Genomic DNA, 24,621 nt, shown 5'->3' with positions numbered 1-24,621 from the left:
GAATTTTGCAGATTGTGAAAAAAAGTGCTGATTAAATTGTTATATTGAAGTAAAGGGGGCGATTATTCAATATGAATAGTCGTCCTTTTTATTATTTCCTAAAACTAATCCCCGTTTAGAATCGTTAAATAGAGCAGGAGGGTTGAAGATGGAAGAGTCGATTGAGAAGTTTATGGAAATTCAAGATAAAGAGCGAGCCATTCAAGAAATCATGGATACTTATGGCCAGTCTGTTCTCCAACTGGTCTACTCATATGTGAAGAACCAAGCAATCGCAGAGGACCTAACACAGGAAATTTTCATGAAGTGCTATAGGAACTTACATAAGTATAATGGCAAGTCAAAAATTAGGACGTGGATATGGACCATTGCGATAAATCATAGTAAGGATTATCTGAGAAGCTGGTATAACCGTAAAGTGGTGGTTTCTGAAGAAAAGGTAATGCACGCTGAACAAAAACACTTAAGTACAGAGGATGAAGTTATTCAAGATTACGTGGACAAAGAACTGGTGACTTCCATTATGGAGTTACCTGCGAAATATCGTGAGGTGATCTACCTTTACTATTACGAAGAAGTGACGACAAAAGAAATGGCTAAGGTTTTGAAAAAGAATGAAAATACAATAAAAACCCGGTTGAAGAGGGCGAAAGTAATTTTAAAAGAAAAATTAGGAGGGAGTCTGTAATGGAAGAGAGATTGAAGAAATTAAAAAATTCTCTGGACAAGCTTGAATTTCACAATCTTCAATTTAGCGGAAAGCTCAGGGAAGGAATACAGAAAAAACTCGAGTATGAGAATGAGGGAGAAGAAAGTGTCTTACTTTCTATTTTTCAACTATTGGTCCAGGAGAAAACAGGCTTTACACTATCTAAGCATTTGAGAGCCAGAGGGATTGTGAGGTTTGAAGATCATGAAGGACATTTGTACACAATCCTTCATAGGTTGGAACAGAAAGGATATACCCATTCAGGATGGAAAGAGGATGGTGGAAAGTATTATGTTTTGACGAATAAAGGTAAAAAGCTCATAAATAAATATGAACGGGCCCCTGATAATCTGGCTGTTTTACGCTCTTTAACTGAGGTGCTGGAATGATGAAAATGGATAAAAATCATTATATTGAGCATGTAAAGAAGTTTATAAAGAATAAAGAAGCGAAACGAGTGGTTTCTAAAGAACTGACCTACCATATCGAACAGGAGAAACAAAGACTGACTAGAGATGGATCGCACTCTGAGGAAGGGGCGGAAGAAGAAGCAGTCAAACGGATGGGGAACCCTATTGAAGTAGGAAAAAACTTTAATCAGCTGTACCGTGACAGAACAGACTGGTGGATGGTGTTTCTATTATTGATGAGTGTGGGGATTAGTTTTCTCCCGGTCCTTGTTTTCAATCAGGACTTTGGTTATCTCCTCGAAAGTAAATTTGTGTACACTTTTATGGGAGTTGGAATAGCTACAGCTCTCTTCTTTTTAGATTATCGAAAACTACAGAAGTGGGGGTGGGTCTTTTATGGGGCAGGGCTTTTGGGATTGTATTTTCTCATCAATGGCCCCGTTACGTACGTGATTGGAGAACCAGTCTTGGAATTTGGGCCGTTTTCTATCAGTGGTATTTACTTCATCCCCCTTTTCATTCTTGGATTTGCTTCTTTCTTTTCTACTCCTAAAGCAAAGCTATGGAAGGCTTTGATCGTGTTGTCCATTCCGCTTTACCTTTACCTAAATACTTACGATCTTATTTCGACGGGGATTCTTATTGTTCTGTTTATTTCCATGGCCTGGTTTATTAACTTAAATCGAAAAGCATTGGCAGGAATTATTTGTGGAGGTAGTAGTGCTATTGCTTTATATTTATGGTTAACACCAATTAAAGAATATCAGCTCGTTAGGCTTTTTTCTTTCCTACACCCTGAAGATTATCCTGATTCACAAGGGTATGTCTATCTCCGGGTTCAAGAAATGCTTTCTAATACGGAATGGTTTGGTCGAGGCGGAAACCTTGAAAATCTTCCATCAGGCCATACAGACTTCGTATTGGTAAGTTTAACGTACAATTATGGTTGGATCATATCCTTTATCACCATTCTTGTACTTTTATTATTGATGGTCCGGCTGGTTGTTGTGAATCTAAAGATAAGCGATAAGTTTGGAAAAATGCTCATTACTGGGGGACTAACTTTTTATTCGGTTCCTTTTCTTTATCATCTTCTAATGTCCTTTGGATTGCTGCCATTTATGGCTTTTTCTCTCCCGTTCTTAAGTTACGGTTTTCATCCTATGGTTTTACATGCAGTGGTGTTTGGACTGATCTTAAGTGTGTACAGAAAGAAGGCTATCGTAGGAGCGATGTTATCTCAACATTCATAACACCGAGGAGAATGTGTCCTAGCTGTCCTCGCTAGTTGTATATCCATGCTATCCTATTACCCGTTCCTGACCTTTATCCTTAAAAGGACAATAGAGTGATGTGGAGGCACTATCACTGCTAATATCTTGAGATCAAGTCTTCAAGTAAAGGCGTCTTTGAAGAATATTCTCTTATTTTTTGTGGTATTATTTATAGTTGATTTTATAATTTGATGTGAAACAGTAGGAGGATTCTATATGAAGAAAATTTTAAAGTTCAGTATTGGTATTGTAGGTGTTACTGCATTATCTTTTGGATTTAGCCAAGTATTAGCAGAAGGACAAACCAACGTTGGTGATGGTGATAAATATAGAGTTGTAAAAGTAAAAGAACAAGTAGCGCTTGAAAATAAGACTAATAAGACAGATGAAGGAAGAGATCTTAGAGTAATTATATCAGCAGAGGAACAAAATATAGTAGAAAATTCGTCCGCTTTATCTGGTTTTGTATCCAAAGAAAATGGCCAAGGGTTCTATTTTACAAGGGATAAATAAAATTTAGTTATAAGTAGTGGCTGCTAAAGTAAAACATGAGAAGTATCCAAATAATGTGTTTTAATCAACTTGAGGCGATTATTCTATAAGAATAATTGCCATTTTTTATAAAGAGTTAAGCGGAACACTTGAAGATTCAGTTTGGAGATAAAAGACTTTTGGAACTTAATTAAGTCAAAATCGTATATAAAGTATGAGAGCTTTTAATTGTACTTAGTAGGTAGCTTTTTTCTACTCGAACTTTATCTAAGCTGAATGCTAAAGGAATTTGGATTAGCTGAAGAGATGACTAATAATTTAATATTCAATAATGCAATAGGTGGACAATGGGTCCAGCCTCTTGAACGGATACTCCTGCGATGAGTTCTTCTGACTGAAGTTGATTTATGAGGGACAACCCAGATTCCTGATCAATTGCAACAGCTGGAATGTTCTGCCCTGCATATGTATAACCGAAATTGTTGCCTTCTGTTCTTTCCCGGTTAAACATAATGACGCTTACAGCACCTTGATCGAGCACATTTTGAACTTTCTCATAAAAACTGACCTCGCCTCTTTCGATTAAAGCGATTTTACCAGAAACGGCATCCGACACATCCTCCTCGGAAGCGAGACCTACGTACTTTAGGGGAGCTTGAGTAGATCGATGAAAAAAATGCTCTATTTTGTTTTTTTAAATATTGTTGTTTTTAAGCTAATAAGTATAAAGAATCTTAGCTGCTCTTTCATTTAGGAAGGGAAGGCACTTATGGTTCTCACTAGTGGGGCCATATCCACAAAAAGAGGACGAGCAACTGCTCGTCCTCTTTTTGTGGATATGTGTTTTAAGGGTGTATCCCCATCGTTTACATTCTTAACAGTTCAAAGTTAATTTGAATAATTTTGTGTGGTGAACAGTGGCGAAGCTCTCACAAATCTTTAGAGACATTAAGAGACAGTGGTGTAATTAACAGCCGGGAATTAACGCCATCAACAATCGTGATTTTTTAGATGGCTTAGATAGGATTTGTTGTTGACTCAAAAATTTTTTCACTCTTGTATTGTTAATTAGGATAGAAAAGTTGAAACCTCTCCCATATACTCCTATTTCTTTTAATATCGTAAATATCTCACGCATATTAAAGTGAATAAATGTTAATTGTGTTTCCATTCCCTTAAAAAGGTGTAGAAGGGTTTATTAACCGTAGAAAGAAAGCTGAATACAATGGAAGTGATATTAGGTGCATTGACTATTCAATTGTCTAACTGCACACATACAGTATTATAAATGCTTAGGGAAGGCGTGAATGTATGAACCCTGAACTCTGTGAATTATTGGCCGGGGGAGGGATGACCTCCTGCTTTTTAGCAGACGAGAATGGTAATCCTCTGGATCCTCTAAGTCCTGGTTCCATCCTTTGTGAGGAAATCAAGCCCCTCGGGGGAAGGGAAAATGTCACTGTAATCTTGCCGAATGGGCAAGAGGTCACGTTGCAGAAAGTTATGATCCGTAAATCAGGTTATATTGTTGTGGAGGTGAAGGACGGGTCGAAAACCTGTACATCAGAACCCGTATCCTTTTGTAGAGTAGAAAGTGTACTTCTCTGTGCTCCTGAGGGGACAGAAATTTCTTGTAAAATTAGTAAATTCAACTGTTTTTCCTGTGTAAATTGTCAAGGTGGTTTTTATGAATCTTTGGAAATATTCCTTGATATTTGCCAGGATATACAAGTGGTAGCTGATGTGAAAGTTGAACTGTCAGTAGAGCTCTGTGAACCTAGAGACTTTCTTCAACCTGACTTCTGTCCAAGAAACGTATCCTTGCCTCCGCAATGCGATTTAGGCTTCGGAAGTCAGGAATCTACAGAAGAGCTTCCGACTTTAGTTACAAGAAAGGATTGTAGCACTCCAAAACCTAGAGTTTCCCAAGTGGAACATATTTGTGTGAATACTCAAAAGGTATATGACTGGATTTTACAACAGACCAACCTTGAAATCAGGAAAAGGGCTGAAGATGTACCTTTTATATGTGAACGATGCAGGATTGAATTATTTGTAGATGCTGAAGTTTTTTGTGAAGGTGAAATTGCAGGAAATGTGGTGTGTGAGTGTGAACCTGTTGCAGGGGCAGTTGTCTTTTTTACAGTTTCCCCTAATGTTGCCACTATTAGCCCTGAACCAGCAGTCACAGGACCGGATGGTTCATTTGTCGCGACAATTACTGTCCCAGAAGGAACAGATCCTACAGCTGTAACCATTACAGCAACAACGGATGTAAACGATCGAATTGTTTCAGACACGGAATCGACCATTGTCTTTTGTCCGGAAGAAGAGTGCTTACTGACATTCTTCGGACCGAGTTCCATTGATTGTACCGGAATGATTTCAGGGAGAATCAGTTGCGGTAATGATGTGATTGAAGGTGTGGAAATTACATTCACTGCAGATCCTGATATTGTAGAAATCGACCCTAACCCTGCGACCACAGACGAAGCTGGTAACTATTTTGCAGGAGTAATCGTGCCAGAAGGTACACCCCCTACCGACGTTGAAATTACAGCTACAGCAACTGTGGAAGGACAGATTCTCACAGAAACAATTATTACCAATGTGTTTTGTGAACAAGATTGTGAACTGACATTGAATGTCTCAGATAACATTGTGTGTGAAGGCGATATAACAGGCACCATCTTCTGTGATGATTTGCCTGTAGAGGATGCCGAAATTACGTTTAGTATCTTCCCTAATATCGGTACCTTTACCCCTAATCCGGCCATTTCAGAAGCCGATGGAACATTTGAAACGACCCTTTCTATTCCAGAAGGGACACCGCCAACAGCAGTAATGATTACGGCCACCACAATGATTGACGGTGCAATTGTCGATATGATGGTTGGTACCATTGTGGAGTGTCCAGAAGTAGAATGTCCTTGTAAGTTCCGTATTGGAGTGCAGGGAGGGGCAGCTCCTGCGGTAGTAGAAATTACGGACAATGGATCTAGTGATACTTTAGAGGGAACGATTAACGTGACTGCGGTGCAGTGTTTTACTGCAAGCCCTATGTGTAATCCAGCTGTCGATAACTTTAACGTAGCATTTGGGTCGGATGGAACAACGATTAATTTCACCCAAGGAAGAAGAATCGAAATTGAGTGTGAAGGAAACTCATTTGCGCGCGTTTTAGGTACAGCAAGAGCTCAAGGAAATGTATTTAGTGGAATATTCGAAGTGGAAATTACTTTGTCCATCGACGATATGAATATGGGGACATGGACAGTTTTCGCTACTAACTTCGCAGGAGATACGTTCTCTACAACATTCACAGCAGAAGTGAACCCAATGACCTTTATTGGTGATTGTGACGATACTCCAACATTACTAGGTTGCTGAAGCAAGAGAAGCTTTCGATCACGGCGAATGGCCGACCACTCCGGCAACGGAGCGTGGGGCAATCGTACGTAGAATTGCTGAATTGATTGAGAGAGATAAAGAAGAACTAGCGAATCTAGAATCCTTGGATACTGGTAAAACAGTAGAAGAAAGTCGTAAAGACATGGACGATATCGCTGGAGTTTTCCGTTATTTTGCAGAGATTGCGGATAAGAACGGCGGCGAGATCATTGATTCTCCAGTGCCAAACTCTATTAGTAAAGTCGTTCACGAGCCGGTTGGTGTTTGTGGGCAGATCACCCCTTGGAATTATCCTCTACTTCAAGCGTCCTGGAAACTGGCTGCGATAGAACAGGTGCGTCAGACAAAGTTGCTTATCATGTGTCAATATGGCTGAGTAATCATCTTCATTCTAAATACCGGTCAAAATAACAGTTATAATTGAAAAAAGTGTGTTAATAGCGACTGTCCTTAGGATAGTTGAGGGAGACACCATTAATGTTGATCTGCTTTTCATCGCCCCTAAGTATAGACTAACGGATAAAAAGAAATTCAAATGGATATTCTGCAGATTTAGATAATTTTTAACAAACTCTCCTGACGTTACCCCTTATAATTTTCCATAAAATTAAATGTAACCCAACACTAAATCAGGTAGGGAAGTGGTGTGGTGAGTAAATTATGGGAATTGCCGTTGGAGCTTTAGTGTTAGCGTTAGTGACATTTGGGGTGGGTGTTGTATTATGGCAATCGAGCAATTCAGAAGAAGTAGTGAGTGTTCATGCAAAGGCTTATGATGATTTTGAAGAAGAACAAATCACACAGGAAGAGAGATGTCTGGAATTTGGAGTGTCCCATGACAAACAATGGACAATAGAACTCGAAAAACCTTTGATAAAGGAAACCATAACAGACAAAAATATTCAGGTTAAGAATGCTAAAGGTGAAAGATATGACGCAACCGGAAGGTGTTATTAAGGAAAATGTAGTTCCTCAATTGCTTGGTATAGATTTCAGAGGCATAAAGGCCCATATGAGAGCTAATATTTCGTGGAGATAATGCTATCTAAGTAACAAATCCTTTTCATAGGATCTGTATTTAACTTCGTTACAATCCAAATAACTTTTTCTAATAGGATTTGTTTTTTATTTCCCTCTACTTTATATCGGTCATCTGGCCATCGTAAATCGAGTGAACGATGGGACCTGTCACTGTTCCCAACGCCAACAGAAAAAATACCAATATTATTAATATCTAAAGTCCCCATAGCCGAATGGTTTTTACATTCAAGAAATCAAGGTGTGGAAAGGGACTAATGCACACCTCTTTTCCTGATAGTTCTTTTATTAGTTTTTGTTCAAAGTAAAGAATGTATGACTTTTGACAATACTACAGCCCTTGATGATGTGGTATTGTACATATTACGATGAATTTTCTTTGATGAACATCAACATTGGGAATCCTTTAAGAACAAATATGGAGCTAAGATCAGGTCAGTCGTGCAAAAGAAAGTGGAAATTCTTAAAAGGGTTTTAAGCTTTTAGTATATGAATAGATACACTACACATACTGTAATACGAATTGAGGTGACCGAGTGGAGCGTACAGAGGACTTAATTGAGTTATGTTTATTAATGGGGAAGATCATGCAACAAAATGGAGCGGAAACCTATCGTGTAGAAGATACGATGACGCGGATTGCCCAATCTTTTGGACGGGATGAAGCACAAAGTTATGTAACACCTACTGGGATTGTGTTTACGATTAGCCCTGGTGCCCCTGCAAAATTAGTAAGAGTTTCAGCACGAGAGACAAATCTCGAAAAAGTAAAACTCGCGAATAATGTCTCTAGAAACATTACAAATGGAGACATGTCTACTCACGTAGCGTATAAAGAGCTTAGAAAAATTGAAACCAGTCCTACAGATTATTCCATGCTCATGCAAATCATCGCTGCCACGTTAGCGAGTGGTTTCTTTAGTCTCATGTTTCAGGGGAGTTGGTACGATTTCCTGCCAGCCTGCATAGCAGGAGGGCTAGGATTTATTGCATTAATTAACTTTATTCGATTATTTGAAATTAAATTTGTTGCTGAATTCATTGCTTCGTTGTTGATTGGTTTTACAGCCTTTTCCCTTTTTTCATTAGGTATTGGGAAGGAAGTTGATAAGGTAGTTGTTGGTTCTATCATGCCGTTGGTCCCTGGCCTGCTCATCACCAACGCTGTAAGGGATTTGATGGCAGGTCATCTTATCTCAGGACTCGCCAAGGGGGCGGAGGCCTTTTTAACGGCTTTTGCAATTGGTGCGGGTATTGCTGTTATGTTTGCACTATTTTAGAGATCGTGAGGAATGACTATGTTGATTGAATATGCCATAGCAAGCTTTTTTGCATCAGCTGCCTTTGGAATCATCTATCAGGCGCCAAGAAATACAATCATCAAATGTGGTCTCGTCGGCATGATTGGTTGGGTCATTTACATATCCTTAGTATGGAGAGAAGTAGACAGTGTCCCAGCTACACTCATCGCCTCCTTTGTTATTGCCATGGTCAGCCAGATGCTGGCAAGGATATACAAAACGCCTATGATTATATTTAGCGTACCAGGGATTATTCCTCTCGTACCAGGAAGTCTCGCGTATGACGCCATGCGAAACTTTGTGCAAAATGACTACAGCGTCGCTATTTCCATTGCAGCGAAAGCTTTTATGATATCTGGTGCTATTGCATTTGGGCTCGTGTTCTCGGAAGTGCTTAACCAGATTATAAAAAAGATAAGACAAACAAAAGTGCAATTGAGGTAACGGGTGAGCCTCACTTGCGCTTTTTTTGTCATTATAATCCACTGGATTATGACTGGATACAGTTCATAAAGTATTTAAAGTTATTGTATTTTATAAATTAACTTTGCGCTGGAAACCATAGTATAATTAGGTTTTGTAGGTCTTATTATTGTCCTATTAAATAGCTGAGTGAATGGGCGGCATGATGTAATAACCGCTCAAGCCCATGATGGATAAGGGTTTTGAATGATTTTGCTAACAAAATGCCAACTTTTTGAGTAATAGTAGATGCTTCTCAATAGTGTACTTAACTATTGAGAAGCATCTTTTTTTGTGAACAGTTGGATTTTCTTACTATTCATCGCTTGCGTATGGAGCATTGCCCCCATTTACCCCCTATGCTAAAATGAAAGCAATTAAATCAGCATTCCTTATATATATGTGGAAAGATGGCCCACACGTTTCTACCCAGCTGCCGAGATAAGCTGGACTATAAGGAGAGAATCGCGCGGCGAGACCTCTTTCCTTTTTTTATTTTCGGGAAAGAGGTCTTTTTTTTTTCGTGCATACAACGAGAGGTGGAGATGGATGATGAAAAATGTATATTTGAACCATGATGGAGGAGTCGACGATCTTGTGTCGCTTTTCCTTTTATTACAGATGGATGATGTGGAACTGACAGGGGTGGGCGTCATTCCTGCCGATTGCTATTTGGAGCCTGCTGCTTATGCGAGCCGTAAGATCATCGACCGTTTCGGCCATGGGAAGTCGGTCGAAGTCGCGGCATCGAACTCGCGCGGGGTGAACGCGTTTCCGAAGGACTGGCGCATGCATGCGTTCTATGTGGACGCCCTTCCGCTGTTGAATGAAAAAGGGAACATCGATGCACCGCTTGCCTCGATTCCAGCTCATGAGCATTTGATTCAGACACTCCGTAAAACAGAGGACCCGACGACGCTCGTGTTCATCGGACCGCTTACGGATCTTGCCCGCGCACTGGCTGAAGCGCCGGATATTGAAGGTAAGATCGAGAAATTGGTCTGGATGGGAGGTACGTTCCTTGAGGTTGGAAACGTTGAAGAACCAGAGCATGACGGAACAGCGGAATGGAATGCTTTCTGGGATCCTGAAGCGGCGAAGCGTGTCTGGGACAGCTCGATCGTCATCGACTTGGTCGCTCTTGAGAGCACGAACATGGTTCCGTTGACGCTCGACGTTCGTCAAAAATGGGCATCACAGCGCGAAGATCTGGGCATTGACTTTCTCGGTCAGTGCTATGCGATGGTTCCGCCGCTTGTTCATAACCAGACGAACTCGACTTATTTTTTGTGGGACGTGTTGACGACGGCGACGGTCGGCAATGAAGGGCTCGTGAAGAAAAAAACAGTGAAGAGCATCGTCCACGACTCTGGGGTGAGCCAGGGAAGAACGGAGTTGTCTGAGAACGGCCGTAAGGTGAATCTTGTGTATGAAGTGTACCGTGATGAGTTCTTTGAATACGTGACAGAGTTATCAAGACAAGGTTGATATTTGATTGGAACATACTTATATAGATCAATGTTATTAATTAAAAAGTATCTTAGTTTAGTTGAAATGGTTGATATATGAAGGAATTTAGTTTCTATTTTAAGCTATTTTTATCAATAAGTGTATGGATGGAATGAGGTAATTACATTATCCCCTATCCTATAAAAAGATGGCGAGCATTTGCTTGCCATCTTTTTTTTGTAATTCTTTACTCCTCAACAGTATCTTATTTGAGCGAATTGGGAGCAGGCATTTTCAATTTATCATTATAATACCCTCTCTTAATTATGTATCTAAAATTCAAATAGCCCGTGAACTTTTCTGAACCTTATTCAAATTTATTAACTTCTATAAAAGGGTAATGAAACGAATGAGTGGAATGCATAGAGTAGAGAAAGCTTTACAGTTCACATAGATTATTAGGAGGAATCAACTGATGGATAAAATGATCAGCAAGGCAATTTCCGTATCTACGGACCCGGAACGAATAGATGAAATCATCAAAGAAGCGAAGAAAAATAAAGCAGCGATTGATAAGAATCAACAGGTGTACTTTGATGAAAGTAAAAACAATCAAACGAAGCAAGATTATTATTCGTCTGTTGATTTTTCGGATTCTGCCAACAGCATGGCAATAGAAAAGGTTATGAAATTAATCCAGTCAACACATAGAAACTTCTTACGCTACGACCCGAGCTCATACGTTTACCCTTGGGTAGACCTGCGACCGGATGGCAAGCTGCAGAGCATCTATTCCGGTGAGGTAAAAGAGCCTGAGGATGTCATTCAGGAAGATTATGCTGCTTCCCAAAAACGTGAACAAAAGTTAAGAGCAAACAAAGAGGACGAGAATTTGCTGAAGGTGATGGCGGAGGCTGTTAACGCCTTTAAATACAATTGTGAACATGCCGTTCCTCAATCTTGGTATGACGCACAGGAGCCTATGCGGGGGGACTTGCACCATTTATTTACGTGCGAGCCTCTATGTAATTCAATCAGAAGTAATTATCCTTATCATGATTTTCATGATTATCCAGCTGAACAAGAAGCGGGAGTTCTTCGAATTGAAGATCAATGCGGAAAAGCAGAGGACGAATTATTTGAACCGGAATACGCAAAAGGCACGGTGGCTCGTGCGATGCTTTATTTTTTGTTGAGATATCCGGAATGTCTGGAAACGAATCATAGAGAAAAAATAGATGTGGATCTTATGCTTGAATGGCATAGGAATGAACCGCCTGAAATCTATGAACTTCACCGGAATCAGGCGATTTTTGAGCTTCAGGGGAATCGGAACCCGTTTATTGATTATCCGGTTGAGACGGCTCGGTTATGCAGTCATTAACATGTAGGATGATCGTTTTGTATATGGTGCAACGCAAGGATGGAATGGGGGAGGTACTTTCGCATAAACTATTCCTAAAATGAAGTTTATAATTGAAAGGAAAGTTGGACTCTCAAAAAAGAGCGTCCAACTTTTTTTATTTCATCTATCAAATCTCAAAGGATTCTGCTATACCACGTTTACTTCTTGATTATGAATAACACTAATCAGTTTCAAATTTTACGTTTTAACCGTGACCAAGAGTGGGAAAAGTTATTGCACAAAAACAACTAAGAGATGATGGGGTGAATGTATGACAAAAAGAGAGGGGATACCACCTATATCCATGATTGGTTTGCTTGCTTTAATGATCATATTTGGGTGGTTTCGGTACGGGTACGGGTTATTGTTCAGTGAATTTAAAAATGAATTTGATCTTTCTACTTCCATGTTAGGGGTGATTTCGAGTCTAACGTTTGTCACCTTTTTAGTGGGGGCGTTGACGGTTGTCCTTTTTGTATCAAGGTTCGGGTCAAGGCATGTCATTATGGCAGGGATCATGACCGCTTCGACGGGCTTGTTAATTGCATCGCTTACGGGTAGCTGGATTATTTTTGCAGCCGCTTGTTTGCTTGCAGGGTTCAGCCCTGGTCTTACATGGTCTTCTTTCTCCCAAAGTGTTCACGAGCACCTGCCTGAGAACATTCAAAAACGGACGCTTGCCGTTATCAGTACGGGCTCGACGGTAGGTTTAATCATAATCTCTACCATTTATTTGTTCCTGGACGGAAATTGGAGGCTGGTCTGGGGTGGTGGAGCTGTTATGGGGTACCTCATTTATTGGTGGGCGTATAAAGAGGTACCATTTAAGAAAGAGAATTCAAGTGTGAAGCGAATCAGAATCACGGATCTTCAACCATTGTTTACGAAATATACGAAGCCGTTCTATGCTGCGTCGTTTTTGTTTGGATTCACAGAGTCTACTTATTGGACGTATTCGGCGGACTTTGTGCAGGATAACTTTTCAATCGCCAACTCCAATGCAATTTTCTTCTTGATCACAGGTGTAGGAGGTCTGGCTGGATTGCTAGGGGGGGAACTCATCAGTAGGTGGGGGATGAGGTGGAGTTTTACAATGACGATTGTTCTTTATTCCCTCAGCATGTCCGTCCTGTTCTTATCTCAAGGATGGCTGCTTGTGTGCTTCTCAGGATTGACGTTTGGGATTTCCTTCATGTTATATGCGGCATATCTGCCCATTTGGAGTGCAAAAGTCTTTCCGAAGTTCCCAGCCCAAGGGTTCAGTATTTGTATCATCGTACTGAATATCGGGGCCATTCTCGGGCCGGCGGTGTTTGGTTGGATTTTGGCTTATGCCACTTACAGTTTGATCTTTCTGTTGTTAGGTATTATCGGCTTGTTGAAATTGTTTACTTTACCGGTGTTAAGGAATGAATTTTAATAAAAAGAGGAATGAGTCGGAATCACGAAAAAAGTTCTGGTCACGATTGTGAACAGAACTTTTTTATTATTGTTGTCTGCCTCTTTTTCTGTTCATCTAGTTACCATGTAAGGTCGCATCATCTCATAGTCTTCATGCTCTAAAATATGGCAGTGCCACACGAATAACCCAGGGTAAGGACCGAATGGAATGATGATCCGTGTAACTTCACCAGGGTTTGCCCGGACGGTATCCTTCCATCCTCTTTCATTCAAAGCTGGAGGGACACGTGGTCCAGTAGAAACGATGCGTCCTTCCTCTTCAAAGACATCACGGTCGAAAGGTTGGCGATCGAGAATTTGGAAGCGGACTAAATGAAGGTGGATGGGGTGGATCTCCTGAGTCTCGTTAATCAGCGTCCATATTTCTGTTTGACCAAGCTTCGGTATTGCTGAAACGGGTTCTGACCAAAGGCGATCGTCTAACAAGTGGATGTTGCGCCCGTAGGAATCTTTTCGCATATTGAGGCGTAAGGTCCTCTTTTGCTGATATTGTGTGAGTTTGGGTACAGGTGCCAGATGAACGGGTATGGAACTTTCATCTCGACAGGTAAGAGAATTGACCACACGGAATTGCATGACACTTCCCGTCGTTTCGGGGTTCGGTTTTTCTCCTTTCCTTTCGTACTCGTTTTGCAAGACGATTGATTCTCCAAAACAAGTAGAAAAATCGACGATCACATCCGCTCTTTCCGCAGGCGCTAATATAAGTGAAGGGACGCGGATCGGTGACTCAAGTAACCCTTGATCAGTGCCAATCTGTATAAAAGGTGCTCCGTTGGAAAGGGTCAAACGATAGAAGCGAGAGTTTGAACCGTTCAGAATGCGGAAACGATATCTCCTTGGTTCTAGGTTTACATATGGCCATACTTTGCCATTCACCAGGATTGTATCTCCGAGAAATTCTGGTACGACAGAAGGGCGGGGAGCGGCTGCGGTTTTGTCTTGTACCGACGGATAGAAGAGACGTCCATCTTCATGAAACGAGCGGTCCTGAATGATCAGCGGGATGTCGAAGGGGCCACATGGAAGATTTAAGCGGGTTTCTTCCCTGTCATGAATGATGTACATCCCGGCAAGGCCGGCGTAAATATTAAGGCGTGTGATGCCCATGGCATGGTCGTGGTACCACAAGTTGGTCGCGGGCTGGTGATTAGGATACGTGTAAAGCCTATGAGTGAAATGGGGTCCTACTTTTCGAAAATTGCGGGTGAACCATGCTTCTGGATATCCATCACTTGTATCCGGCGTCACCCCTCCATGGAGGTGCACGACAGTCCGTACTTCGGGGTTGTTTTTCTTTGCTCCGTGAACGGTCGTGTCAATGGGAAGAAAATGACGTTCAGGGAGTGCATTTTTCCATAACACGTGGATCGGCTGATGTCTCTGAACGTGAAAAGTCGGACCAGGGTACTGCCCATTATAGCCCCAGACCTTCGTCGGAGGGAGGTCTCGGTGAAGTTTCTGAAAGGTTTCCTGCATCGTCACCTCATAGAAGGGGACATTCTGAATATGACTCGTCGGGCGGATCGTCTTCAAGATGGGAAGGGGGTCCACAAACTTCTTCAGCATACCTATCTCTCCTCTTGATCGTTAGGACTTATTTTATTTTATTGAAAGGGGAGGAGGATTACGCCTCTTCCCCCCTCCTCCACGAGGAAAGTTCTAGTTGCTGGATTAGATTGTTAAATGGTCACCTTTATGTAGCTTAGAAATAAAATAAAGAGGGGTGGTAAAGGTGTGTGTAGACCACAATGCAATAGAACACCAGGCTAGAAGTTTTCTTAAAGAAATCCAGGACAATTCTATCTATGAACTAACCAGGGTAGTTTTAGATGACGGGAAGTCTGTCAATCTAAATAAGAGCGATGAAGGAAGATGCTTAACTTCGTACTCTTTCATTAAAGAAATTCTCTTATGTGACGAAAGTGGGAAGGTTTATTCAATTGAACCAAATCTTAATGGATTGCGTTTTGCCTCAGGAGAATGGAGTTATCATCAATACTTATGGAAGGGCAAACAGGAGCTCATCATTGGAATTATCATTTTAATCGTATCGCTGGGTATTTTTATTTCATTAGGTTGGCTATTGGTTAAATACTTAAGCTAGGTGCCTCAACTGAATAAAGTAACCGAATCTCAGTCAAACATTTTAAAAATAAACGGGGCTGAATCCTCGAGTTTAAAGTGGCAGCGTTCTCAATAAAAGGAGAATTTGAATTTTTCTGTAGTGTGCCCGCTCATAAAGAAGCAGGTATGGTAGGAAAATCTGTCGTCGAATAGATAAACCAACACCCAAGTGGTTTTTCCATTTGGGTGTTTTACTATAATAAAGGATCCTCCGTGCTTATGAAGAGTGGTGAATGTGTGGATTTTCCTGATCCACAGGCGCACCGACAAACCAACTTCCTCCTAGTAAGAAACCAATGACTAGCAAGAATACAAGGAAAGGTTTGAAGAACCACTTTTTTGATGGAATGAACGGCTCGGGACAAGAGGTGCATGCGAACGTTGGGTATAATACCAGAGAACATACAGCCAATGTGATGAATAGCTTTATTATAATGGTGGATTCAGTAATAGAAATCATCTCTCCTAGCATCGCTCCCATCATTCCACCCATTAATCCAGCGGATAGTCCCTCCATACAGGAAACTATTCCTAACCTCCAGTTACAACCCCCGGCGATCAATGCTCCGGTGGACATACCTGTAACCGTAGCAAGGAACAAATTACCCTGAAAGATTGAACCCAGCATTAATCCAACGACAAGCCCAATACTTGTCCCTGATATCATTGATATAACCATGCGGTGACTATGGTGAAGAGAAGTGTGAAATTTTCTCGCTAATAAAAATGAGAAAATAACCTTCAATAGCAAAGCCAACATAATAAAGATTTGAAAATCACTCATTCTTATTCTCCTCTGATTCATAATCGTTTGTTGCTTAAGTTTATGATGGTTGGATGAGGATTATTTTACTTTGAGTTTTTATTCGTATAGGTTGGGGTGTTGAAATGGTGATACAGAAAGCGGGACGCTCAATGAGTAGAACCTTCAATTAATCTACTTGGTGATCAATAGTCCCTTGTATAACTGAAATCTATAAACAGTAAGAGATTCTAGTTATACATTACCTCTCCATAGTTTTGACTTTTGATTTCACATGCATCAAAATATACTTTGGATAGAAGAGGTGAAACGATGTCAGATAAAATGAATCATGCACGTTGGTTCAGTATGGCACTGAAAGCATTGATTGTCTTAGCTGAAAACGAAAGCCGCTGTCCAAGTGGAAAGCTTGCAGAAAAGCTTGAGTCTCAGTCGGTTTATCTTCGTAAGATACTGACTCACTTGGTCAAGGCAGGGATCATAAGTGCCAAGGAAGGCCGTGATGGGGGATACACCCTTGGTAAAAAGCCAGAGGACATTATGCTTTCTGAAGTATATGAAGCGATTCGTGCTGAAACTGTGGTCAAAGACTACTTTGAGACAGAAGGGAAACACTGTTTCTCAGACATGTCTCAACAGTCTCTTTGTGATCTGCAAAGGGAAATGGAGACTTGGATTCTGCAAGGATTACAAACAAAAGCTCTATCTGATCTTATTGAACAGTAAAACGAAACGGTAACCGTTTCGTTTTCTTTTAATAAGTAACTGTAATTGACAAAGGAACAGTTAGTGATCTATACTGTAATCGTATGAGATACAGTTAAAGGAGTGCAGATCCATGTCCAATAAAACGATGACCAAAGAAGAATATCTCAATAAAGTAAAAGAAATCGATACGACGAAGGAAGCTCCGAAAATCCTTGAAGATACCGATTTTCTGACCATAGCAAAAGAACGTCGTTCCGTACGTCAGTATGATCCGGATTACAAGATTGAGCGTAAAGAAATTGAAGAACTGTTGGAAACGGCTACGCTGGCTCCGTCTTCATCCAACCTGCAATCGTGGCGTTTCCTTGTCATAGACGAGCAGGAAGAGAAAGAAAGACTGCTTCCCATTGCCAATAACCAGCAGCAAATTGTGGATGCTTCTGCTGTAATCGCGGTTCTTGGAGATAAAAAAGCCTATAAGAATGCCGATCAAATCTATTCTCAAATTGCTGAAAAAGGCAATATGCCTGAAGATGTGAAAGACATGTACGTCAACAGCATCTTCGACAACTATGGAAACTTCCCTGAAGAGCGTCTTGCGAAAATTGCTCACATTGACGGTGGAATTGTGGCGATGCAGTTCATGCTTGCTGCGAAAGCGAAAGGATACGATACCGTACCAATGGGGGGATACGATGAAGAGCAGTTCCTGAAAGCTTTCCATGTACCTGAGGAATATACGTCTGTGATGTTGATTTCTCTGGGTAAAGGCGTCAAAGCCGGTTTCCAAAAAACACGTCTTCCTTTAGAAAGTGTCGTCAATTGGAACCGTTTTGAATGAGACTGTAATTCTGGTGAATGTGCCGGGTCTTTACTTTACAAAGTGGGAATATAAAATTTTCTTACGAAGAAATACTAGAAAAATTAGAAGGGCCCGTTGAAGAACGGGTAAAAAGGTGACAAGCATTTGCTTGTCACCTTTTGTATGTCGTATTTATCTAAATGAGCTTGTGGATTTGTTCTCTGGTTTTTCATTGAAAAGTAATCATGCAATATAGGCGGGACTTTTTTTAATGAATCCCTTAATAATTCATAGATGAATATATGTGCCCTTTTATTACATCATTTAACATAAAAATCAAGGAATTGTAACCTTTATGTAACTTATGTCAAACATTGAAATAGCATATAATTGCTCAGTTTCCTTTTGTGCAGCTGAAGGTAAACCATTACTGATGAGGTCGCGCGCCCTCTCATTAAATTTGAGGAGGAGAGGCATGGTTACTAACAAAAGTAAACGAAAAGCAAAGAAAATGGTGACATCGCTGCTGGCAGTAGGAATGGCATTCGGAATGGTGACAGCGACAGCAGGCTCTACGGTGAATGCAGAGGTGAAAGATGATACTTCCGTATGGTCCTGGGAAGATGCCTCCAAAATTGAACGTACAGAAGACAATACGGCGCCTCAAATTACGGAAGATGAAATCAATGACATTGCTCCGGATCTCTATGTATGGGATACATGGCCGTTAAGAGATCGTGATGGTAGTGTGGCAAAAGTGAATGGCTACAAAGTCATTTTTTCTTTAACTGCTGAAAAAGAAGGAATTACACCAAGTGAACGTCATGGCATGGCTAAAATCCGATATTTCTATTCCAAGGACGGAAAGGATTGGAAGTTGGGTGGGTTGGTCTATGATCCAGACAAAGCTTTAGGCTCCCGCCAATGGGCAGGGTCTGCCATGTTAGATGATGGAGAAGTTACCCTATTCTATACGGCTACAGGTCGAAAGAGCAACGAAACAAAGACATATGAACAGCGCTTGGCTAAAGTAACGGCTGACATCTCTGCAAGCAATAAAGAAGGTGTTCAGTTGGATAGTAATGAAGACCATGAAATTCTTTTAGAAGCGGATGGGGAAAAGTACCAAACTTTAGAGCAGTCACAAGGGAAAGGCGTCATTTATTCTTTCCGTGACCCATGGTTCTTTAAAGATCCAAAGTCAGGTGAAGAATACTTATTATTTGAAGGGAACTCTCCAGGCTTAGCATCAGAGCAGACATGTCAGCCGGAAAATATCGGTAGTCCATCATTCCAGAAAACTCATGAAGCACCAGAAGAAGCTGCCTTATACAATGGTGCAGTAGGAATCGCCAAGAAAGGGGACAGCTTATCTGATTGGGAAATGATGGATCCCCTGCTGGAAGCCGATTGTGTAAACCAACAACTTGAACGTCCACACTTTATGGTAAAAGGAAATCAGTATTACCTATTCTTCATTTCACACAAATTCACTTTCGCACCACAACTGACAGGTCCTGATGGTTTGTATGGATTTACGAGTAAGTCTATCCATGGAGAATATGAGCCGTTAAATGAATCAGGTCTTGTGGTGGCAAATCCTGAAAATGACCCTCTTCAAGCTTATTCCTGGGTTGTCCTTCCACATGGGGAAGTCTCAAGCTTTGTGAATAAGTACAAAACCGAAGACGGGGAACAGAAATTTGGAGGGACGTTAGCTCCAACATTGAAAGTGAATTTCCACAAAGACGAATCCAAAATCGTAAACGAATCCAAATTCCCTACACTGAAATAAGCAAGTACAAAAGGGCCCCTGGTCTGTCCAGGGGCTCGAACTTATGAATACAAGGAGTGAAGATATCTTGAAAAAAGTTTGGCTGATTTCTGCTCTTTTTCTAGGACTTCTTCCTGCATTTGCTTCTACACCTGCACAGGCAGATGAAGAAGGGACACCCGCATGGTCCAGGCAGGAAGCTTCTCAAATAGAGCGTACAGATGATAATACGGCTCCCTATATTTCACAGGAAGAAATCGATCAGATGGCTCCGAATCACTGGGTATGGGATACATGGCCCCTTCGTAACAGGGATGGATCGGTGGCTACGGTAAAGGGGTATAAGGTAATCTTTGCTCTGACAGCTCCCGATGATGTACTGCCAGGGAAGCGGCATGATATGGCAACGATCCGTTACTTCTATTCTAAGAATGGTCAGGATTGGAAAATGGGCGGGGAAGCCTTTGACACTACTGATGCCTATGGGTCCAGACAATGGGCCGGCTCCGCGATGGTAGAGGATGATGGAAGCATCCATTTATTCTATACCGCAACAGGTCGTAAAGGGAATGAACAACTCACTTATGAGCAAAGACTGGCTTTAGCTAATGGCGAGATGGAAGTAACGAAAGATGGAATTGAGTTCTCCGATTGGTCTCACGATATCATTCTGACACCGGATGGAGAATATTATCAGACAGAAGCACAGTCAGAAGGCGGCATCTTGTATTCTTTCCGGGACCCATGGTTCTTTGAGGATAAGCATACAGGGGAAACGTATATAACATTTGAGGGGAACTCTGCCGGGCAGGCATCCGATCAAGTATGTCAGCCAAGAAATATCGGGGATGAATCTTTCCAACAGACGCATGAAGCTCCCGATGGGTCCGCTGAATTTAACGGAAATGTCGGGCTTGCTGTATCAAAGAGTGAAGATTTGACAGAATGGGAAGCACTTCCACCTGTATTAGAAGCGGATTGTGTGAATCAGCAATTAGAACGCCCGCATTTTGTCATGAAAGGAAATCAGTACTATTTATTTGTAGATAGTCACAAATTTACCTTTGCCCCAGGTATTCAGGGGCCGGATGGTTTGTATGGTTTTACAGCTGATTCACTCTACGGAAACTATGAACCTCTGAACGGCAGCGGGTTGGTAGTGGCTAATCCAGAAGATAATCCTTTTCAAGCCTATTCCTGGATCGTCCTGCCGAATGGAAAAGTCATCAGCTTTATCAATTTTGTAGAATTAGGCGATGTGAGTCTGGTAGATGTAGGAAGTCAGCCGGAAAGCTTCCAATATGAACATTTTGGTGGAACATTAGCTCCGACTTTGAAGTTGAAGATTAATAAGAATCAAACCCAAATCATCAAGGAATTAGACGATGGGAGAATAAAATAACAGATATCTCAGGGCCTCTTATGAGCATAAGAGGCCCTGATTTATGTTCATTTTTTCTCTAAGAGCTTTTTCCATAAGTTCCCCTTTAAAAAGTGTTTCCTTGCTTGGATAGGGTGTCAGCGTGAGGAGGTAGCCTTTTTTTCTTTGGAATGACTTTGACAGCCCCTAAAAGACATGTTAGTGTTAAAAACGTTAAATAAATTCTTAACAAACTTAATTCACTTCAGAATTGGAGTTGATCAAATGAACGTAAATATAAAATTGAAACAATACATTAATGGGAAATGGGTAGACGCAAATTCAGAGAATACGCGTACGATTATCAATCCATTCAATCAAGAAACGATCGCTGTCGTTCCAGAAGGCGACGAAACAGATGCACAAGCAGCTATTGCTGCAGCAAGAGAAGCTTTCGATTACGGCGAATGGCCGACGACGCCGGCAACGGAGCGTGGAGCAATTGTACGAAAGATTGCTGAATTGATCGAGAGAGACAAAGAAGAGCTAGCGAATCTAGAATCCTTGGATACTGGTAAAACAGTAGAAGAGAGCCGTGGAGACATGGATGATATCGCTGGAGTCTTCCGTTACTATGCAGAGATTGCGGATAAGAATGGTGGCGAGATCATCGATTCTCCAGTGCCGAACTCCATCAGTAAAGTCGTTCACGAACCGGTTGGTGTTTGTGGGCAGATTACCCCTTGGAATTATCCTCTACTTCAAGCGTCCTGGAAACTGGCTCCAGCGCTTGCAACTGGTAACACATTAGTTATGAAGCCAAGTGAAATCACGCCGCTCACGCATATCAAAGTATTTGAATTGATGGAAGAAGCAGGCGTACCTGCAGGTGTTGCGAACCTTGTCCTTGGTGCAGGCGCTACGGTAGGTTCAGAGTTGTCCAGCAACGAAGACGTCGACCTCATTTCTTTCACCGGTGGTATTGTAACCGGGAAGAAAATCATGCAGGCAGCAAGTTCGAATGTGAAGAAGCTTGCTCTTGAGCTTGGCGGGAAAAACCCGAATGTTATTTTTGCAGATGCTGATTTTGACCTAGCTGTTGATCAGGCATTGAACGGAGTATTTTTCCACGCAGGTCAGATCTGTTCTGCTGGAACAAGACTAATTGTTGAAGAAAGCATTCACGATGAGTTCGTCAACGCGCTTGTCGAGCGAGTGAAGAAATTCAAACTGGGAAGCGGGTTTGACGAAGATACCCAAATGGGGCCACTGATTTCCGCAGACCACCTTGCTAAAGTTGAAAAGTATGTAGAAGCAGGGATTGAAGAAGGGGCTACGTTAGCCGTTGGCGGTAAGCGCCCGGAAGATCCTGAATTACAGAACGGATTCTTCTTCCTGCCGACGATTTTCACTGATTGCACAACCGACATGACGGTTGTCCAAGAAGAAGGTTTCGGTCCAGTAATTACAGTTGAGAAGTTCACAAAAGAAGAAGAAGCGGTAAAACTTGCGAATGATTCCATCTACGGACTTGCTGGCGGTGTCTTCACAAACGATATCGCAAAAGCAGAACGCTGTGCGGCGAAGATGCGCATGGGTACGGTTTGGATCAATGAATTCAACCTTTATTTCCCACACGCGCCGTGGGGTGGATACAAGCAGTCCGGAATTGGACGCGAACTAGGTAAATTAGGAATTGAAGAATATACAGAAACGAAGCACATTTTCCAGAACCTTAAACCAGAACAAATCAACTGGTTCTAAGCGGACGATTCATTTTTAACATTCATGAACAAAAACAGATAGAGGAAGAAGAGGCTTTTGGGCATCTTCTTCCCAACTAAAACATCAAGGAGGAACAGTGTATGGCTATGATTGAATCATATGATTACGTAATCGTTGGAGGCGGTAGTGCAGGTTCTGTAATGGGAAACCGCCTAAGTGAGGATGGCAAGAAAAGCGTACTTGTCCTGGAAGCGGGACGCAGTGACTATTCATGGGATTTGTTGATCCAAATGCCTGCGGCTCTTCCGTTCCCTTCAGGTAAGAACCTTTATGACTGGCAGTACGAATCAGATCCAGAACCATATATGAATGGACGCCGTATCCCTCATGCACGAGGAAAGGTACTTGGAGGTTCCAGTTCCATCAACGGGATGATCTACCAACGTGGAAACCCGAAAGACTATGAACGCTGGGGTGCCGATGAAGGTATGACAAACTGGGATTGGGCTCACTGCCTTCCATACTTCAAGCGTTTGGAAAATGCGCTGGCATCACCGGATGATGACATGCGCGGTCACGATGGCCCAATTAAACTGGAGCGTGGTCCAGCAAAGAACCCTCTATTCCAAGCTTTCTTTGATTCAGCAGTAGAAGCTGGTTACAACCGTACCCCTGACGTGAACGGATTTCGTCAGGAAGGGTTCGGCCCGTTTGATAAGCATGTGTACAAAGGGCAGCGCTTGTCTGCATCCCGTGCTTACTTGCACCCGGTCATGGACCGTGAAAACCTGACAGTCAAGACACGTGCTTTTGTTACAAGCATTGACTTTGATGGTACAAAAGCAAAAGGATTAACGTACAAGCGAAACGGAAAAATGCACCAAGTAGAAGCAGGAGAAGTCATCCTTGCCGGTGGTGCGATCAACACACCACAGCTGCTGCAACTATCTGGTGTAGGTGACGCAAAACACCTTCGTTCCCTTGGCATTGATCCAGTCGTCGATCTTCCAGGTGTCGGAGAAAACCTTCAGGATCACCTTGAAGTTTATGTCCAGCACGCGTGCCCGGTTCCTGTTTCCGAACAGCCGAACCTTCAGAAGCGCCGCATGCCTTGGATTGGTCTGCAGTGGATGCTTGGACGCACAGGCCCAGCTGCGACGAACCACTTCGAAGGTGGAGGTTTCGTCCGTTCCAACGATGAGGTCGACTACCCGAACCTGATGTTCCACTTCCTTCCGGTAGCGGTCCGTTACGATGGACAAAAAGCACCGACAGATCACGGATTCCAAGTACACATCGGACCGATGTATTCAGATGCCCGTGGATCCATGAAGATTAAATCAAAAGATCCGAAAGAGCACCCAAGCATGGTGTACAACTATCTTTCTACTGAACAGGACAAACGTGAGTGGATCGAAGCGATTAACATCACTCGTGAAATTATGTCCCAGCCATCTATGAAGCCTTATAATGCCGGTGAAATTTCACCTGGTCCTACGGTACAAACCGAGGAAGAAATTCTTGAATGGGTAAGAGAAGATGCGGAGACAGCTCTTCACCCGTCTTGTACGGCGAAAATGGGACCTGAATCAGATCCTATGGCGGTCGTAGACCCTGAATCCATGAAGGTTCACGGACTGGATAACGTTCGCGTAGTCGACGCATCGGCTATGCCTTATGTGACAAACGGCAACATCCACGCACCTGTATTGATGTTGGCAGAAAAGGCTGCAGACCTTATCCTTGGACGTAAACCGCTCGACCCAATCGATGCGGATTACTACCAGCACGGGGTTCACCCAGCTGATGCAGGAACCGTTCCTAAATCCAAGTCCAAAGTCGAAACAAAATAAAACGTAAATGGAGAAGGCCCCTTTAATATGTATGGCTCGTGAAGCGTACATGAGGGAAGGGGAGCCTTCTCCTTTTTTGCTTTTAACATAAAAAGCG

21 protein-coding genes, 1 pseudogene and 1 riboswitch are annotated in these 24,621 nt (G+C 42.0%); of the genes and pseudogenes, 19 read left to right on the top strand and 3 right to left on the bottom strand.

Translation table 11 applies throughout. The annotated features are described in order from the left end of the window. Positions 1-148: 148 nt before the first annotated feature. From K2225_RS17770 to K2225_RS17755, 4 genes are all read left to right on the top strand, one after another. Positions 149-688: a sigma-70 family RNA polymerase sigma factor gene (locus tag K2225_RS17770; protein WP_206945505.1), complete on the top strand. Its 540-nt coding sequence runs from the start codon at positions 149-151 to the stop codon at positions 686-688. Next, complete coding sequence (locus K2225_RS17765) at positions 688-1,098, top strand: PadR family transcriptional regulator (protein ID WP_220585967.1); 411 nt, start codon at positions 688-690, stop codon at positions 1,096-1,098. Before K2225_RS17770 ends, K2225_RS17765 begins: the two co-directional genes overlap by 1 nt. Next, a complete protein-coding gene (locus K2225_RS17760) occupies positions 1,098-2,372 on the top strand; it encodes an FtsW/RodA/SpoVE family cell cycle protein (RefSeq protein ID WP_220585966.1) in 1,275 nt (424 codons plus the stop codon). Before K2225_RS17765 ends, K2225_RS17760 begins: the two co-directional genes overlap by 1 nt. Before the next feature lie 237 nt (positions 2,373-2,609). Next, entirely contained in the window at positions 2,610-2,906 is a 297-nt protein-coding gene (locus tag K2225_RS17755) for a hypothetical protein (protein WP_220585965.1), read from the top strand. 304 nt (positions 2,907-3,210) lie between these two features. Here K2225_RS17755 and K2225_RS17750 read toward each other — a convergent pair whose 3' ends face one another. Next, entirely contained in the window at positions 3,211-3,501 is a 291-nt protein-coding gene (locus tag K2225_RS17750) for a PA domain-containing protein (protein ID WP_370632776.1), read from the bottom strand. Positions 3,502-4,196: 695 nt separating this feature from the next. On the opposite strand from K2225_RS17750, the gene K2225_RS20120 reads away from it, so the two are divergent. From K2225_RS20120 to K2225_RS17710, 8 genes and pseudogenes are all read left to right on the top strand, one after another. Then, a complete protein-coding gene (locus K2225_RS20120; RefSeq protein WP_255574663.1) occupies positions 4,197-6,275 on the top strand; it encodes a BMQ_0737 family morphogenetic spore coat protein in 2,079 nt (692 codons plus the stop codon). Then, a pseudogene (locus K2225_RS17740) lies at positions 6,268-6,618 on the top strand (aldehyde dehydrogenase family protein); the annotation flags it as partial. The gene K2225_RS20120 and the pseudogene K2225_RS17740, both read left to right, overlap by 8 nt. Before the next feature lie 338 nt (positions 6,619-6,956). Continuing rightward, on the top strand, positions 6,957-7,253 hold the full coding sequence (locus K2225_RS17735) for a hypothetical protein (protein ID WP_220585964.1): 297 nt from the start codon (positions 6,957-6,959) through the stop codon (positions 7,251-7,253). 617 nt (positions 7,254-7,870) lie between these two features. After that, a complete protein-coding gene (locus tag K2225_RS17730; RefSeq protein ID WP_220585963.1) occupies positions 7,871-8,614 on the top strand; it encodes a threonine/serine exporter family protein in 744 nt (247 codons plus the stop codon). Positions 8,615-8,632: 18 nt separating this feature from the next. Beyond that, positions 8,633-9,079: a threonine/serine exporter family protein gene (locus K2225_RS17725; RefSeq protein WP_220585962.1), complete on the top strand. Its 447-nt coding sequence runs from the start codon at positions 8,633-8,635 to the stop codon at positions 9,077-9,079. A gap of 390 nt (positions 9,080-9,469) precedes the next feature. Beyond that, positions 9,470-9,571: riboswitch (purine riboswitch) on the top strand. 75 nt (positions 9,572-9,646) lie between these two features. Beyond that, the gene (locus K2225_RS17720; RefSeq protein WP_220585961.1) at positions 9,647-10,585 is read left to right on the top strand and encodes a nucleoside hydrolase; all 939 of its coding nucleotides are present in this window, start codon (positions 9,647-9,649) and stop codon (positions 10,583-10,585) included. Between the two features lie 436 nt (positions 10,586-11,021). Then, a complete protein-coding gene (locus K2225_RS17715; protein ID WP_220585960.1) occupies positions 11,022-11,930 on the top strand; it encodes an endonuclease I family protein in 909 nt (302 codons plus the stop codon). A gap of 292 nt (positions 11,931-12,222) precedes the next feature. After that, positions 12,223-13,371, top strand: a complete 1,149-nt coding sequence (locus K2225_RS17710; RefSeq protein WP_220585959.1) for an MFS transporter — start codon at positions 12,223-12,225, stop codon at positions 13,369-13,371. A gap of 92 nt (positions 13,372-13,463) precedes the next feature. On the opposite strand, the gene K2225_RS17705 is transcribed toward K2225_RS17710, so the two are convergent. After that, a complete protein-coding gene (locus tag K2225_RS17705) occupies positions 13,464-14,981 on the bottom strand; it encodes a multicopper oxidase family protein (RefSeq protein ID WP_220585958.1) in 1,518 nt (505 codons plus the stop codon). Positions 14,982-15,596: 615 nt separating this feature from the next. Between K2225_RS17705 and K2225_RS20225 the strand changes: the two genes are divergently transcribed. Beyond that, positions 15,597-15,692, top strand: a complete 96-nt coding sequence (locus K2225_RS20225; RefSeq protein WP_220585957.1) for a plastocyanin/azurin family copper-binding protein — start codon at positions 15,597-15,599, stop codon at positions 15,690-15,692. A gap of 64 nt (positions 15,693-15,756) precedes the next feature. On the opposite strand, the gene K2225_RS17695 is transcribed toward K2225_RS20225, so the two are convergent. Next, positions 15,757-16,323 carry a hypothetical protein gene (locus tag K2225_RS17695; RefSeq protein WP_220585956.1) on the bottom strand — a complete coding sequence of 189 codons (567 nt, stop codon included), beginning with the start codon at positions 16,321-16,323 and terminating at the stop codon, positions 15,757-15,759. Between the two features lie 291 nt (positions 16,324-16,614). On the opposite strand from K2225_RS17695, the gene K2225_RS17690 reads away from it, so the two are divergent. The 6 genes from K2225_RS17690 to betA all read left to right on the top strand — a co-directional run bounded on the left by K2225_RS17690 (position 16,615) and on the right by betA (position 24,524). Beyond that, the gene (locus K2225_RS17690; RefSeq protein ID WP_220585955.1) at positions 16,615-17,028 is read left to right on the top strand and encodes an RrF2 family transcriptional regulator; all 414 of its coding nucleotides are present in this window, start codon (positions 16,615-16,617) and stop codon (positions 17,026-17,028) included. Positions 17,029-17,140: 112 nt separating this feature from the next. After that, entirely contained in the window at positions 17,141-17,851 is a 711-nt protein-coding gene (locus tag K2225_RS17685) for a nitroreductase family protein (protein WP_220585954.1), read from the top strand. 436 nt (positions 17,852-18,287) lie between these two features. Then, a complete protein-coding gene (locus tag K2225_RS17680; RefSeq protein WP_220585953.1) occupies positions 18,288-19,607 on the top strand; it encodes a glycoside hydrolase family 68 protein in 1,320 nt (439 codons plus the stop codon). 43 nt (positions 19,608-19,650) lie between these two features. Next, positions 19,651-20,988 (top strand): glycoside hydrolase family 68 protein, encoded by a 1,338-nt coding sequence (locus K2225_RS17675; protein ID WP_220585952.1) that lies wholly within the window; start codon positions 19,651-19,653, stop codon positions 20,986-20,988. Between the two features lie 243 nt (positions 20,989-21,231). Continuing rightward, on the top strand, positions 21,232-22,710 hold the full coding sequence (betB, locus tag K2225_RS17670; protein WP_220585951.1) for a betaine-aldehyde dehydrogenase: 1,479 nt from the start codon (positions 21,232-21,234) through the stop codon (positions 22,708-22,710). Between the two features lie 107 nt (positions 22,711-22,817). Further along, positions 22,818-24,524 (top strand): choline dehydrogenase, encoded by a 1,707-nt coding sequence (gene betA, locus K2225_RS17665; RefSeq protein WP_220586022.1) that lies wholly within the window; start codon positions 22,818-22,820, stop codon positions 24,522-24,524. The last annotated feature ends 97 nt before the right edge of the window (positions 24,525-24,621 follow it).

The sequence above is a fragment of the Halobacillus sp. Nhm2S1 genome (assembly GCF_019599545.1).
Taxonomy (GTDB): Bacteria; Bacillota; Bacilli; order Bacillales; family Halobacillaceae; genus Halobacillus.
This window is presented reverse-complemented; position numbering and strand designations above follow the sequence as displayed.

Bases quoted from the DNA above. Each gene is read 5' to 3' on its own strand.
- K2225_RS17770 (WP_206945505.1), top strand. From the start codon at position 149: ATGGAAGAGTCGATTGAGAAGTTTATGGAAATTCAAGATAAAGAGCGA.
- K2225_RS17765 (WP_220585967.1), top strand. From the start codon at position 688: ATGGAAGAGAGATTGAAGAAATTAAAAAATTCTCTGGACAAGCTTGAA.
- K2225_RS17760 (WP_220585966.1), top strand. From the start codon at position 1,098: ATGAAAATGGATAAAAATCATTATATTGAGCATGTAAAGAAGTTTATA.
- K2225_RS17755 (WP_220585965.1), top strand. From the start codon at position 2,610: ATGAAGAAAATTTTAAAGTTCAGTATTGGTATTGTAGGTGTTACTGCA.
- K2225_RS20120 (WP_255574663.1), top strand. From the start codon at position 4,197: ATGAACCCTGAACTCTGTGAATTATTGGCCGGGGGAGGGATGACCTCC.
- K2225_RS17735 (WP_220585964.1), top strand. From the start codon at position 6,957: ATGGGAATTGCCGTTGGAGCTTTAGTGTTAGCGTTAGTGACATTTGGG.
- K2225_RS17725 (WP_220585962.1), top strand. From the start codon at position 8,633: ATGTTGATTGAATATGCCATAGCAAGCTTTTTTGCATCAGCTGCCTTT.
- K2225_RS17720 (WP_220585961.1), top strand. From the start codon at position 9,647: ATGATGAAAAATGTATATTTGAACCATGATGGAGGAGTCGACGATCTT.
- K2225_RS17715 (WP_220585960.1), top strand. From the start codon at position 11,022: ATGGATAAAATGATCAGCAAGGCAATTTCCGTATCTACGGACCCGGAA.
- K2225_RS17710 (WP_220585959.1), top strand. From the start codon at position 12,223: ATGACAAAAAGAGAGGGGATACCACCTATATCCATGATTGGTTTGCTT.
- K2225_RS17705 (WP_220585958.1), bottom strand. From the start codon at position 14,981: ATGCTGAAGAAGTTTGTGGACCCCCTTCCCATCTTGAAGACGATCCGC.
- K2225_RS17695 (WP_220585956.1), bottom strand. From the start codon at position 16,323: ATGAGTGATTTTCAAATCTTTATTATGTTGGCTTTGCTATTGAAGGTT.
- K2225_RS17690 (WP_220585955.1), top strand. From the start codon at position 16,615: ATGTCAGATAAAATGAATCATGCACGTTGGTTCAGTATGGCACTGAAA.
- K2225_RS17685 (WP_220585954.1), top strand. From the start codon at position 17,141: ATGTCCAATAAAACGATGACCAAAGAAGAATATCTCAATAAAGTAAAA.
- K2225_RS17680 (WP_220585953.1), top strand. From the start codon at position 18,288: ATGGTTACTAACAAAAGTAAACGAAAAGCAAAGAAAATGGTGACATCG.
- K2225_RS17675 (WP_220585952.1), top strand. From the start codon at position 19,651: ATGAATACAAGGAGTGAAGATATCTTGAAAAAAGTTTGGCTGATTTCT.
- betB (WP_220585951.1), top strand. From the start codon at position 21,232: ATGAACGTAAATATAAAATTGAAACAATACATTAATGGGAAATGGGTA.
- betA (WP_220586022.1), top strand. From the start codon at position 22,818: ATGATTGAATCATATGATTACGTAATCGTTGGAGGCGGTAGTGCAGGT.